Annotated in this window: 11 protein-coding genes; 7 read left to right on the forward strand and 4 right to left on the reverse strand. The window is 59.6% G+C overall.

Features of this window, described 5'->3' with window-relative positions:
• Nucleotides 1–10 precede the first annotated feature (10 nt).
• From GS605_RS03565 to GS605_RS03575, 3 genes are read right to left on the reverse strand one after another with little or no spacing between them, the layout of a single operon-like run.
• Complete coding sequence (locus GS605_RS03565; RefSeq protein ID WP_171723082.1) at nt 11–1081, reverse strand: agmatine deiminase family protein; 1071 nt, start codon at nt 1079–1081, stop codon at nt 11–13.
• 24 nt (nt 1082–1105) lie between these two features.
• Nucleotides 1106–1864, reverse strand: a complete 759-nt coding sequence (locus GS605_RS03570; protein ID WP_171631767.1) for a DsbA family protein — start codon at nt 1862–1864, stop codon at nt 1106–1108.
• Nucleotides 1861–3243, reverse strand: a complete 1383-nt coding sequence (locus GS605_RS03575) for a M48 family metalloprotease (RefSeq protein WP_171631770.1) — start codon at nt 3241–3243, stop codon at nt 1861–1863. Before GS605_RS03575 ends, GS605_RS03570 begins: the two co-directional genes overlap by 4 nt.
• On the opposite strand from GS605_RS03575, the gene GS605_RS03580 reads away from it, so the two are divergent.
• The 3 genes from GS605_RS03580 to GS605_RS03590 all read left to right on the forward strand — a co-directional run bounded on the left by GS605_RS03580 (nt 3242) and on the right by GS605_RS03590 (nt 8276).
• On the forward strand, nt 3242–4405 hold the full coding sequence (locus GS605_RS03580; protein WP_171631774.1) for a pyridoxal phosphate-dependent aminotransferase: 1164 nt from the start codon (nt 3242–3244) through the stop codon (nt 4403–4405). The genes GS605_RS03575 and GS605_RS03580 overlap by 2 nt on opposite strands.
• 66 nt (nt 4406–4471) lie before the next feature.
• Nucleotides 4472–5692, forward strand: coding sequence for an N-acetylmuramoyl-L-alanine amidase (locus tag GS605_RS03585; protein ID WP_171723083.1), 1221 nt, complete (start codon nt 4472–4474; stop codon nt 5690–5692).
• A 94-nt stretch (nt 5693–5786) separates the two neighbouring features.
• Nucleotides 5787–8276, forward strand: a complete 2490-nt coding sequence (locus tag GS605_RS03590; RefSeq protein WP_171723084.1) for a PBP1A family penicillin-binding protein — start codon at nt 5787–5789, stop codon at nt 8274–8276.
• Here the strand turns inward: GS605_RS03590 and GS605_RS03595 are convergent.
• Complete coding sequence (locus tag GS605_RS03595) at nt 8270–8710, reverse strand: aminoglycoside phosphotransferase family protein (protein WP_171723085.1); 441 nt, start codon at nt 8708–8710, stop codon at nt 8270–8272. The two genes, GS605_RS03590 and GS605_RS03595, sit on opposite strands and share 7 nt — an antisense overlap.
• 45 nt (nt 8711–8755) lie before the next feature.
• On the opposite strand from GS605_RS03595, the gene prfB reads away from it, so the two are divergent.
• The 4 genes from prfB to GS605_RS03615 all read left to right on the forward strand — a co-directional run bounded on the left by prfB (nt 8756) and on the right by GS605_RS03615 (nt 12905).
• Nucleotides 8756–9883: a peptide chain release factor 2 gene (prfB, locus tag GS605_RS03600; protein ID WP_171723086.1), complete on the forward strand. Its 1128-nt coding sequence runs from the start codon at nt 8756–8758 to the stop codon at nt 9881–9883.
• A 1-nt stretch (nt 9884) separates the two neighbouring features.
• A complete protein-coding gene (locus tag GS605_RS03605; RefSeq protein ID WP_371807726.1) occupies nt 9885–10589 on the forward strand; it encodes a M50 family metallopeptidase in 705 nt (234 codons plus the stop codon).
• Between the two features lie 103 nt (nt 10590–10692).
• Entirely contained in the window at nt 10693–12093 is a 1401-nt protein-coding gene (locus GS605_RS03610; protein WP_171723634.1) for an amidase, read from the forward strand.
• 26 nt (nt 12094–12119) lie between these two features.
• A complete protein-coding gene (locus GS605_RS03615) occupies nt 12120–12905 on the forward strand; it encodes a DUF2189 domain-containing protein (protein WP_171723087.1) in 786 nt (261 codons plus the stop codon).
• Nucleotides 12906–12911: the final 6 nt, after the last annotated feature.

Genomic DNA, 12911 nt, shown 5'->3' on the forward strand with positions numbered 1-12911 from the left:
TTCACGACATTTAAAAACCGGGCATCTGTTGTGTAGCGCAATGGATGCCGCCACCCAGCTCTCCCAGCACATCCACGTCAAGCGTCACGACTTCACGCCCGGGGTGGTGTTTTGCAAGCGTTTCCGACGCGATCCTGTCTGTTTCCGAGTCTCCGAACCGGGCCGCAATCACACCGCCATTGCAGACGTAGTAATTGGCATAAGAGGCCACGAAATCCAGGTTTTCGACCCGGCGGATATGCGGCTCGGGTATCACGTCCATGTCGATGCCCGCGGCAATGAGACGATCATGGGTGTCCAACGCGGCCATGTTGAAAGGGTCATATTTGTCCGGCTCATCCGGCAGGTTGATGATGCCGCGACCGGGGCCGGTAAAGCGGGCCAAACTGTCAATGTGATAGTCGGTGATATCTTCGCCCCAGACACCTTCGGACCAGATCATGCGTTTGGCCCCATAGGCCGCCAACAACCGGGCTTCGATCTCGTCCCGGGTGAGGACGGGATTGCGGTTGTCATTCACCCACGAGCTTTCATGCGCCATTAGCGTCCCATGCCCATCCTGCTCGACGCCACCGGCTTCGCCGATCAGCCCGGTCGGCAACAGGGGCAGACCCAGCCTTTCGGCCACTCTGCCGGCAATTTTCGCATCATGTGCGTGAACCTGTTTTCCTCCCCACCCATTGAACTGGATCTGCTGGACCGCAAGCGCGCCACGGTCGTTGATCGCAAAGATCGGGCCTGCGTCCCGGCACCACAGATCTTCGGTCGGGACATCCCAGATCTCGACCGCCGCAGAAAGTCGTTTGCTGATATCTGCGTGATGTTCCGATCCGGCGAGCATTGTGACGAGTTCAAAAGCAGAGATCGTGTTTGCGATTTCCGCAATGGTCCCCTGTACCATTTCCAGAAAAACGGGGTCGGGATAGACGGTTCGGCTGACCGGCCATTGCATGAAAGTGCGATGATGCCGGGCGTCTTCGGCCGGCACGTGGAAGCCGGTCGCGGGCTGCGCAATTGACTGGCCAGAGAAACCCGTCATACCCAAGGCTCCTCCGGCCACCAGAAATTCCCGCCGCTTCATGGCACGTTGCCGACAGATCCGGCCTTAGCCGCGTTCGGCACGTATACCGTTAACGATCTGCTGCATCTGATCGGCTGGCAAATAGCCACGCAGCATCTCTGTGCCCAACACAAACGAAGGTGTGCCCGAGATCTGCATCCGCTGGGCCAGAGCACGGGTGCGCGCAATCTCATCCGTGACGCGATCGCTGTCCATCGCCGCGATGATCTCGTCGCTGTTCAGCCCCAAACCGTCCGAGATGCGGCGTAGGGCAACTTCGCTTGGCTCGCCGGTGAATTCCAGCAGAGCATCATGGACCTGCTTGTATGCGTCGTCGCCCGCCACGTGTTTGGTGGCCACGGCAAAACGTGAGGACAGCACAGACGCATCACCCAGGATGGGGAATTCCTTGATCACAAGGCGGATGTTGCCGTCTTCTGCCAGCAGGCTGGTAACTTCGGGAACGGCACGGCGGCAATAGCCACACCGGTAGTCCATGAACTCGACCAGCGTGATGTCGCCATCCGGGTTGCCGCCAACCCAGCTGTACCCGTCATCAAACAGTTCATCCGCATTGGCGGCGACCAGTTCTTTGTCCGCCGCGGCTTCGGCGACGGCATTGCGCTCTTCCAGAATGTTGATGGCTTCGATGATCACTTCGGGGTTTTCCAGCAGGTATTCGCGCACCTGGGCACCAAATTCCGCCTTCTCGGCATCGTTCATCGCGTTCAAGTCCAGCGCCTGCGCCGAGGTCGCCGCCAAGGAAAGCCCCAGAAGGGCGGGTGCAGCATGTCTGAGGATCATTTCCGTTTCCTTTTGTCTTTGTCGAGTCGTTCCGATGCAATCAACACGTCTTGTGCCCTTTGCCAACCCGGTGAGCCTTCGGGCAGACGTGCCACGGCGCGTTTTGCGTGAATTCCGGCATCTTTCAACCGCCCTTGCAGCGCATAACGCTCTGCCGTCACGGTCGACGCCATACCATCATTGCCGACCTGAGCATAGGCAACACCCAGATCCTGCAACAGCCTGGCGTTCCGGTAGTCCCGGGCGCGGGCTTTTTCCAGCACGCTCAGGGCCTGTTTGGTTTGGCCCTGCGCCAGCAACGCCCGCCCGTAGCCAGCCAGGATCAGCGCATCGTTCGGAGCCATTTCAACAGCGTTCCCATACGCTTCAACAGCCGCGCCTATTTGCCTGTTTTCCAGCAGAATTTGCCCTTTCAGGTCATAATAGTAGGGGTCGTTCGGGCGCAGAGTCAGGGCCTTGTCGATGGCACGGCGCGCGCGATCCAAATCACGGTTCTGATGATAAGCCGAAGCCTCGCGCATCAGGCGGATGTCCTGGGCGGTTTCTTCTTTGGCGCGCCGTAATGTCCAACTGGGTGAGCGTAAAAAGGCCGACAGTTTGCCTTTGACGCGGGCAAACCAGTAATCGGCATTGGCATTCGGAACGGCCTTGTCGCCGAACTCATCCAAAAACGCTTCGGCGGCGCGCAATCGTTCACGACTGGTGGGATGCGACCGCATGTACGGGTCCTGATTGGCGACGCTCAGCAACTCCTGACCCGCGAATTTCCTGTGCAGATCAACCATGCCGCTGGGGGAAATCTGAGCCCATCGCAGATAGCTTGCAGCGCTTCGGTCGGCCGAGGCCTCTTCGGCGCGGGTATGGCCCAGAAAGCTGCGGATTGCGGCGCCTTGGGTGCCTGCGGCGATGCCAATGGCGGCTTCACCCCCTCCGGCCGCAGCCGCAAGCAGGGCCAAAGCGGTACCAAGGCCCGCATTGCGCCGCGCCGCCTTCAGGTTTTCGGCGCGGCGGGCCAGATGGCCGTTCGCAATATGCGCGGCCTCATGCGCGATCACCGCTTGCAGCATTTCGGGGCTTTCGACCGTAAGGATCAGCCCGTAATTCAAATAGATGGCGTTGTAGTCGATGACGAATGCATTGAACGTGTTGTCATTGACCACAAGGATTTGAACCCGATTGGTGTTCAGACCGGCGGCGCGCAGAACCGGAAAGGCCAGCTCGCGCAGGCCACGCTCGATATCGGGGTCGCGGATCAGGCTTTGCCCATGGGATTGCGCTGCCGCCGCCAGCCAGACACCAACCGACAGGATCAGAGCCGGGATTGACGTCAGCAGGGATACGCGTTCAAAAGCCATGGCTGCAACATGGGAGATGGGCATGAGAAACTCAACCCGGTCCGGGGTCGATCCCTTCATCGTGATGGACGTGATGGAAGCCGCGCGCCGTGCGGAAGAAGCGGGCCGCCATGTGATTCACATGGAGGTTGGCCAGCCCGGAACCGGCGCCCCCAAGGGCGCGACCGAGGCGCTGGCGAAGGCGATGGATCAAAGCCCGTTGGGCTATACGGTGTCTCTGGGCTTGCCTGCGCTGCGAAAGCGTGTCGCGCAGCTTTATGGTGAGTGGTACGATGTGGACCTGAACCCGGAGCGCGTGGTCATCACGCCCGGATCGTCCGGCGGGTTTCTGCTGGCTTTCACGGCATTGTTCGACAGCGGGGATCGCGTCGGAATCGGTGCGCCGGGGTATCCGTCTTATCGCCAGATTCTCAGGGCACTTGGATTGGTGCCGGTCGATCTGCCGACCGCGCCTGAAAACCGTCTGCAACCCGTGGCAGCGGATATTCAGGGAATGGGCCTGAAGGGGCTGATGGTGGCGTCTCCGGCGAATCCTACCGGCACGATGCTGGATCACGCCGCCATGGGGTCGCTGATCGAAGCCGCACACGGGCAGGGGGCATCCTTCATCAGCGACGAAATCTATCATGGTCTGGAATACGAGGCCAAGGCCGTGACCGCACTGGAACTGACGGATGAGTGCTATGTGATCAACTCGTTTTCCAAGTATTTCTCGATGACCGGTTGGCGCGTGGGCTGGATGGTCGTGCCCGAGGATCAGGTGCGCGTTGTCGAGCGGATAGCCCAGAACATGTTCATTTGCGCGCCGCATGCCAGTCAGGTTGCCGCACTGGCCGCGATGGATTGCGAGGACGAGCTGCAAGCCAATCTGGACGTGTACCGCCGAAACCGCGCCCTGATGCTGGACGGGCTGCCCAAGGCGGGCTTTACGAAAATCGCGCCTCCGGACGGGGCTTTCTATGTCTATGCCGACGTGTCTGACCTGACCGATGACAGCCGCGCATTTGCGGCCGAGATTCTGGACAAGGCCGGTGTCGCGGTCACGCCGGGTCTGGATTTCGATCCGCAACGCGGCCATACGACGTTGCGTTTTTCCTATGCGCGTTCGACGGCCGACATTCAGGACGGGCTGGAACGGTTGCGCTTGTTCATGACCCAGCGGAAGGTGATCGGGGAACCTGCCTGAGCCGTTCACAAATCAGCCCTTGTGGTATAGGCTGCCCGGCAAACGATCTCGGGAAAACTTGAGGCCATGAGCAGGATCTTCATTTGCATCGCCCTGATCTGGGCGTTGTGCGGCAGTGCCGTCGCGCAGGATTTCAGCGCGCTGGCACGCGTTCAGCCCGACCAGAGCCGCATCACGGATGTGGGGCGAACCGGCGTTCGCGTGGATATCGGCCTGAGCCAGGGGGTGCCGTACCGGATCTTCACCTTGCAGGATCCGTACCGGATGGTTCTGGACTTTAACGAAGTGGACTGGACCGGGCTGAACCGAACGGATTTCCTGCAATCCGAACGCGTTAGCGGCGTGCAATTCGGGGCCTATGTTCCGGGTTGGTCGCGGTTGGTGTTGGAACTGGGCGCTCCGATGGCCGTAGACACTGCCGAGTTGACGGTTGCCGAGGATTCGGGGGCGGCTCTGCTGTCTCTGAACCTCAAGGGCACGGATTTTGATACGTTCAACGCAACCGCAGGTGCGCCGCGCAACCCGGGATGGGACTTGCCGGAGCCGGCTGATGTGCCGCAGGCATCGGCGCGCTCGGCAGACAGGCCGTTGCGCGTAATGCTCGATCCGGGGCATGGCGGGATCGATCCGGGTGCCGAAATCGATGGCGTTGATGAAAAAAACCTGATGCTGACCTTTGCCCGCGAACTGCGCGAAGTTCTCTTGCGATCAGAAGGTTATGAGGTGGTCCTGACCCGCGTTGACGACCAGTTCGTCTCGTTGGAGCGCCGGATTGCCCTGGCGCATCGGGCTGGCGCGGATCTGTTCATTTCGTTGCATGCGGATTCCCTGTCGGAAGGTCAGGCCCACGGGGCTGCCGTCTATACCTTGTCTGCCGATGCTTCGGATGTGGCCAGTTCAAAACTGGCCGAGCGGCATGATCGGGGGGATTTGATCTCGGGTATCGATCTGAATGGTGCCGATGATCAGGTGGCCGATGTTCTACTTGATCTGGCGCGCCAGGAAACGATGCCGCGGACCAGGTCACTGGCCAGCGCGATCGCCAACGGGATGGCCCAGCAAGGCGGGCCGATGAACCGCAAACCGCTGCGGACTGCTTCGTTCTCGGTTCTCAAGGCGGCCGATATTCCGTCTGTTTTGGTCGAACTTGGATTTCTGTCCAGCCCCAGAGATCGGGAAAACCTAAGGGATTCGGAATGGCGGGCGAAGATGGCCTTGGGGATCTTTCAGGGGATCGAAGACTGGCGTCAGCAGGATGTGATCCGCAAATCCCTGATTGGCCAGTGACCTTGCGACGCAAAACGGCTAGAATACGCTTGGTGTTTTGACCCTTGGGCGGTGCAACACTATATAGGCACCACCGCGAGAAAAAGGCAGTAACGTGATCCGGTTCATTCTTTCGTTTTTCGGGGCGATCTTCAGTATCGTTACCTTGGGTATTTTCATGGTCGCACTGGTGATTGGTGCAGTGTTCTGGATGTATGGCCGGGACCTGCCCAGCCACGAATCCCTGGCCCAGTACAAGCCCCCGACGATCAGCCGGATCTATTCGGGCGAAGGCCAGTTGATCGACGAATTCGCGCAGGAACGCCGCCTGTTCACGCCGTCCGCGGAAATTCCCGATCTGGTGAAACAGGCGTTTATTTCGGCGGAAGACAAGAATTTCTATACCCATCAGGGGTACGACCCACGCGGCATTGTCGCGGCAGGTGTCGAAGCTGTGCGCACCAAAGGCGGAACCGTGCGGGGTGCGTCGACCATTACGCAGCAGGTGATGAAGAACTTCCTGTTGTCGGGCGACCGCCGGGCAGAACGCAAGATCAAGGAAATCATCCTCGCCACACGGCTCGAGGATACCCTGGACAAGGAGCAGATCCTTGAACTGTACCTGAACGAGATCTTTCTGGGTCAGAACTCGTACGGTGTGACGGCCGCCGCGCAGACCTATTTCAACAAGACCTTGCAGGAACTTGCTCCGCACGAGGCCGCGATGCTGGCCGCGATGCCCAAGGCGCCGTCGGATTACCACCCGGTCCGGGAAAAGGAACGCCTGCTGGCCCGCCGAAACTATGTGCTGCGCGAGATGTACCAGAACGGTTACATCGATCAGGCGACCTATGAGTCCGAGGTCGAGATGCCGCTGCGCTCGGTTCAGAACGGCGATTTCGAAAGCTTCCGCACCGCATTGCCGCCGCGAGACTACTTCACCGATGAAATCCGACGTCAACTGAGCGAGGACTTTGGTGAAGGTGAGTTCTTTACCGGCGGCTTCACGGTTCGCGCGTCGGTGGACGAGGAAATGCAGGTCGAGGCCGCAAAGGCCCTGCGCACGGCGTTGCAAAAATATGACCGGTCGCGCGGGAAATGGCGTGGCACAGGCGAAGTGATCCCGGAAGAAAAACTGGCGGATGAGGCGCAGTGGCGACAGGCGCTGTCGCTTCTGGAAATTCCGCGTGATGTGGTGCTGCCGACCCGCTGGTATCCCGCCGTGGTTCTGAATGTCTCGGATCAGCAACTTACCGTCGGGATCGAAGACGGCCCTGCGAATGGCACCATTCCGCGGTCCGATATCAAGTGGATGCAGGGTGATTTTGCGGCGAACTTCAAACGCGGTGATGTGATCCTTGTTGTCGAGGGCGAAGGGGGGCAGTGGTCTGCCCGTCAGGTGCCCGAAGTTCAGGGCGCCTTTGTGGCGATGGATGTGAACTCGGGCCGCGTTCTGGCGATGCAGGGCGGGTTTTCTTATCAGGACACCGTTTTCAACCGCGCCACGCAGGCACAGCGCCAGCCGGGTTCCAGCTTCAAACCCTTTGTCTATGCCGCTGCGCTGGACAGCGGATACAGCCCCGCAACTATCGTTGTGGACGCACCGATCGAGGTGAACACGCCACAGGGCTTGTGGCGGCCCAAGAACTCGTCGAACAAGTTCTACGGGCCGACGCCTTTGCGCACCGGGATCGAGCAGTCGCGGAACCTGATGACCATCCGTCTGGCGCAGGAAGTTACAATGCCCGTCGTTGCCGGCTATGCGGAGCGGTTCGGTGTCTATGACCGGATGGGCGCGTTTTTGGCCAACTCGCTGGGGGCCGAGGAAACCACGCTCTACAAGATGGTCGCGGCATATGCGATGTTCGCCAACGGCGGCCAGCGTGTGGAGCCGACTCTGGTCGACCGCATTCAGGACCGGTTCGGCAAGACCATCTATCGCCACGATGACCGTCAGTGTCTGGACTGTAACTCGACCTGGCTGGAACCGGATGAATCGCCGACCCTTGTCACAGACCGCGCGCAGGTCATGGATGCGATCACCGCCTATCAGCTGACATCGATGATGAAGGGTGTGGTCGACCGCGGGACGGCATCCAGAGTTGTGAATCTGCCCGTGCCAACAGCAGGCAAGACCGGAACCACCAACGAATCCAAGGATGCGTGGTTCATCGGCTTTACGTCGAACATCGTGGCGGGTTGCTACATCGGCTATGATCGACCGCGCCCGATGGGGCGGGGGGCTTATGGTGGTACCTTGTGCGGCCCGGTGTTCCAAAGCTTCATGGAAAAAGCCGTCGAAAAGTATGGCGGCGGGCCATTCAAGGTTCCAGAAGGTGGTCACTTTATCAAAATCGACCGTTTCAGCGGCGCCCGCCTGCCGGATGACGCCACCGGTGACTATGTCGTGGCCGAATTCTTCCGCGACGGTGTCGATGGGTTCATCGACCGTGTTTATGATGGTGGTTTTGCGATTGGTTCCGACCTGCCCTTGTTCGAGGAAGCGCAGCGCGCAGGTGTGCAGGTTCAAACCTCCACCGGTCAAACCATCACGGTCGGCCCCAAGGCTACGCAAGGCGATCTGAGTACCGGCGGTCTTTACTGATCGGCCACGTCCTGAATAAGGGGCAAAAGCTCCGGGTCGTTTTCGATGGCACCGCCGGATCGCCAGCAGATGGACAAGGCGCATTTGGCGGCTGCCCATTGGGCCAGCCGTTTTTCTGAAACCTTCATGGCTTCGGAATAGAGCGACAGGCAGGTTTCGATCTGCCGGGGATTGCGCACCAAATCGGTCATGCCTTTTGGGTGCCGCAGTGCATTTGCCAGCTCAAAGGCCGGATCACCTGCATATCCTTTGGCATCGAAAACCCGCGGGCCATTGTGGGTTAGAATAATGTTGTCCGGGTGAAGATCCCCGTGCAGGGGCACCGGAGTGGGCTGTCTCGGTAACCAGTTCCGGCTGATGCAATTCCCATCGGTCCAGAAACTCTTTGAATGGGCCTTGCATTCACGCCCAGCCCGTCTTGTGGTGCCTCGCACCTCTTGCTATCACGCAGGCCTGATTGAGCAAGTTGGGACAAGACCATGCGCGCCGAAACCCAGAACACTGTGGCGGAAATCGAAAAGTCGCTGGAGCTGCTGGCGCAGCGCATGGACTATGAGACCGCGCCGCATCGCCTTGAGGAATTCAATGCGCGCGTCGAAGATCCCAACCTGTGGGACAATCCCGAAAAGGCGCAGAAACTGATGCGCGAACGGCAGATGCTGGTCGACGCGATCGAAACCTACGAGTCCATCAAAACCGATCTCAGCGACAATATCGAGCTGATTGAGCTGGGCGAGATGGAGGAAGACCAAGAAGTCGTTCAGGATGCCGAAGCCGCGATCAGGACGCTAAAAACCAAGGCCGCGAAGAAAGAGCTTGAGGCGTTGCTTGACGGTGAGGCCGACAGCAACGATACCTTCCTCGAGATCAACTCGGGCGCGGGCGGAACCGAAAGCTGCGACTGGGCCTCGATGCTGGCGCGGATGTATGTGCGCTGGGCCGAGAAAAAAGGCTATACGGTCGAGCTTCAGTCCGAAACCCCGGGCGAAGAGGCAGGGATCAAATCCGCTGCGTACAAGATTTCGGGGCACAACGCTTATGGCTGGCTGAAATCCGAAAGCGGCGTACATCGGCTGGTGCGGATTTCGCCTTTTGACTCGGCGGCCAAGCGGCACACCTCGTTCTGTTCGGTCTGGGTCTATCCCGTGGTCGACGACAATATCGAGATCGAGGTGAACCCCGCCGATATCCGCATCGACACCTACCGGTCATCGGGTGCCGGTGGTCAGCACGTGAACACCACGGACTCGGCTGTTCGGATCACGCACATCCCGACCGGGATTGTTGTAACCAGCTCGGAAAAGTCGCAGCACCAGAACCGCGATATTGCCATGAAAGCCCTGAAATCGCGCCTGTACCAGCAGGAACTGGACCGCCGGAACGCCGACATCAACGCGGCACATGAGGCCAAGGGTGATGCGGGCTGGGGCAACCAGATCCGGTCATATGTTTTGCAGCCCTACCAGATGGTCAAAGACCTGCGGACAAATTACGAGACCTCGGATACCAAGGGTGTTCTGGACGGCGATCTGGACGGCTTCATGGCGGCCACACTGGCCCTGAACGTGGCGGGCAAGAGCCGCTCCGAGGCCCAGGGCGACAGCTGAGGTGAAGCGTAACAGCCCTTTCCTGAACGTTCTGAAAGGGCATTGGCAGCTTATCCTCATCACGGCACTGGTGTTTCTGCTTTGGAATACACCGGTTGCGGTTCCACTGAAGATACTGGTCGTCTTTCTGCATGAGTTGTCTCATGCGGTGACGATCTTGATGACGGGCGGCTCGGTCGAGAGCTTTTCGATCTCACCACAACAGGGCGGCGTTGTCGTCGGCCGGGGCGGCAATCGCTTTCTCAGCCTGTCTGCCGGGTATCTTGGTTCCCTCGCGCTGGGCATGGCCCTTTTGATCCTTGCCTTACGAACACGGGCCGACCGCGCCGTTCTGGCGGGTTTTGGCGGCGTCATGTGTCTGGTGGCGGTGCTGTATATCCGCGACCCGTTCGCCCTTGTTTTCAGCATCGGAACCGGGGCTGCGATGATTGCTGCGGCGTGGTATCTGCGCCCGGATGTAAGCGATCTGGTGCTGCGCGTGATCGGATTGACCAGCATGATCTATGTCCCTTTCGACATCTTCGATGACACGATCCGACGGTCCGGCGCGCGGTCGGATGCATTCATGCTGGCCGAGGAATTCGGTGGCTCTGCCATGTTGTGGGGCGGGATCTGGCTGGTGCTCAGCTGTATCGCGATCGTTCTTTGCCTGCGCTACTGGCTTGGGGCTGACAGCAACCTGCATTTTAGCAGATCAGCGCGCTGACATTACCGTCTGGGACGACGCTGAAAAGATACATTTAAACAGTGGGTTTAAATGATCTGAACTGCCCGCTAGGCTGCCGGAAACGACAATGGATTGGCGCGTCATGGACCTGACCCGGATATCGGCTACAGACCTTTTGAAACAGTTGGCCAACCGGCAGGTTTCAGCCTCGGACGTGATGCAGGCCACGCTGGATCGCATCGCCAAGGTCAATGGTGATGTGAATGCCATCGTCGCATTAAGGGATTCAGATGGTTTGATGGCCGAGGCGAAGGCCTGTGACGACGGCCCGATCACCGGCCCGCTGCACGGTCTTCCAATCGCAGTCAAGGATCTTGTGAACGTGGCGGGTGTCGTCTCGTCGCAAGGATCACCTGTTTTTCAAGACCACGTGCCAGCCAGCGACGATCTGATCGCCGCGCGGATGCGGCAAGCCGGTGCCATCCTGATCGGAAAGACCAATACGCCGGAATTTGGGCTGGGATCGCACACGTTCAATCCGGTCTATGGCGCAACGTGCAACCCTTATGATGCCAATCGTACCTGCGGTGGCTCATCCGGCGGGGCGGCGGTTGCCTTGGCGACGGGCATGGTTGCGCTGGCCGATGGCTCGGACATGATGGGCAGCTTGCGCAACCCTGCTGCCTGGAACAACGTTTATGGCTTTCGGCCAAGCTGGGGCAGGGTGCCTTCCGATCCCGTGGGGGACAGCTTTTTGCACCAGTTGTCGACACTGGGCCCCATGGCGCGCTGCCCCGAAGATCTGGGTGTTCTGCTTGATGTCATCTCGGGTCCGGACCCGCGCTTGCCGTTGGCCGTTGAAAGTGCGCCGGTGTCGCCAGTGACCGCCGCAGAGCTGCAAGGGCTGCGGATCGGGTGGCTTGGCGACTGGGGTGGCGCTTTTCCGACCGAGCCCGGTATTCTTGACATCTGCAAAGACGCGATGGGCGTGTTCGAAACGCGTGGCGCGCGGGTTGAGGACGTCGCCCCGCCTTTCGATGCCGAAAAACTCTGGACCAGCTGGATCACCTTGCGGTCGTTCAGCGTGGCCGCCGGGCTGGAACCCTTGGCATCGCAAAAGGAAGACTTGAAAGACACGGCACGATGGGAACTGGATCGGGGTCTGGCACTGAGTGCAATGGAGGTGCACCACGCCAGTGTCATCCGCTCGGAATGGTTCCGCTGCGCGGCGATGCTGTTCGAACAGTTTGACGCGTTGGTTCTGCCGTCTGCTCAGGTCTGGCCGTTCTCGGTTGATCTGCCTTACCCGACAGAGATCGCGGGCCGGGCCATGGATACCTATCACCGATGGATGCATGTCACGATACCGGTCAGCCTGATCGGCCTGCCATGCCTTGCTGCGCCCGCGGGGTTTGGCACGCAGGGGCTGCCGATGGGGTTTCAATTGTTCGGGCCCAAAGGATCGGACCGGAAACTGTTGTCAGTCGGAGCGGCTTACCACGCCGAAACCAATTGGCCAAACAAGAGGCCGGCGATGCCATAACGCCGGTCAGGGAGGAGGAAGACAACATGGAAAAACCCTTTGGTGTTCCGGATATGCGACCGGTCGATACCGCCATGCTGCGTACTGCATTGCAGCGCGCCTGGGCCGACTTTCGCCGCGCACCGCTGTTCGGCCTGATTTTTGCGGGGTTTTACGTACTTTCCGGGTGGGCGATGGCGTGGGTGACAATTCAAACCGGAACAACCTTCTGGCTGGTGCTGGCGGCCATCGGGTTTCCGCTGATCGGTCCGTTCGCCGCTGTTGGTCTGTACGAGGTATCGCACAGGCTGGAACAAGGAGAGCCGCTCGATTTTGGCGCGATCTTCGGGGTCGTGATGCAGCAAAGCCGCAGACAATTGCCCTCGATCTGCGCGATCATAGTTGTCGTGTTTCTTTTCTGGTTTTTTCTGGGGCACATGATCTTTGCCCTGTTCATGGGGTTGGCGACGATGACCAACGTGTCGACCTCGCTTGAGGTGTTTCTGACATTGAATGGCCTGACAATGCTGGCCGTCGGCACGGCCGTCGGGGCGGTTTTTGCAACCGTTCTGTACATGATCACCGTTCTGTCGATCCCTCTGCTGCTGGACCGCGAGCTGGATTTTGTAACGGCCATGATCACCAGCTTTACCTACGTGTCAGAGAACTTTCCGGTGATGCTGGCCTGGGGTGCCTTCATCGCGGTGCTGACATTTCTGGCGATGGTGCCCTGGTTTCTGGGGTTGCTGGTGGTTCTGCCGTTGCTGGGACATGCCAGTTGGCATCTTTACCGGCAGATCACGCAGAACGATGAAGAGGAAACACCAACCTGAGACGGA

Origin of the sequence: Ruegeria sp. HKCCD7559, assembly GCF_013110575.1 — a bacterium.
Taxonomy (GTDB): domain Bacteria; phylum Pseudomonadota; class Alphaproteobacteria; order Rhodobacterales; family Rhodobacteraceae; genus Ruegeria.

Coding starts and splice junctions, on each gene's coding strand:
- GS605_RS03615 (WP_171723087.1), top strand. CDS start 12,120: ATGGAAAAACCCTTTGGTGTTCCGGATATGCGACCGGTCGATACCGCC.
- GS605_RS03570 (WP_171631767.1), bottom strand. CDS start 1,864: ATGATCCTCAGACATGCTGCACCCGCCCTTCTGGGGCTTTCCTTGGCG.
- GS605_RS03610 (WP_171723634.1), top strand. CDS start 10,693: ATGGACCTGACCCGGATATCGGCTACAGACCTTTTGAAACAGTTGGCC.
- prfB (WP_171723086.1), top strand. CDS start 8,756: ATGCGCGCCGAAACCCAGAACACTGTGGCGGAAATCGAAAAGTCGCTG.
- GS605_RS03565 (WP_171723082.1), bottom strand. CDS start 1,081: ATGAAGCGGCGGGAATTTCTGGTGGCCGGAGGAGCCTTGGGTATGACG.
- GS605_RS03580 (WP_171631774.1), top strand. CDS start 3,242: ATGAGAAACTCAACCCGGTCCGGGGTCGATCCCTTCATCGTGATGGAC.
- GS605_RS03575 (WP_171631770.1), bottom strand. CDS start 3,243: ATGCCCATCTCCCATGTTGCAGCCATGGCTTTTGAACGCGTATCCCTG.
- GS605_RS03585 (WP_171723083.1), top strand. CDS start 4,472: ATGAGCAGGATCTTCATTTGCATCGCCCTGATCTGGGCGTTGTGCGGC.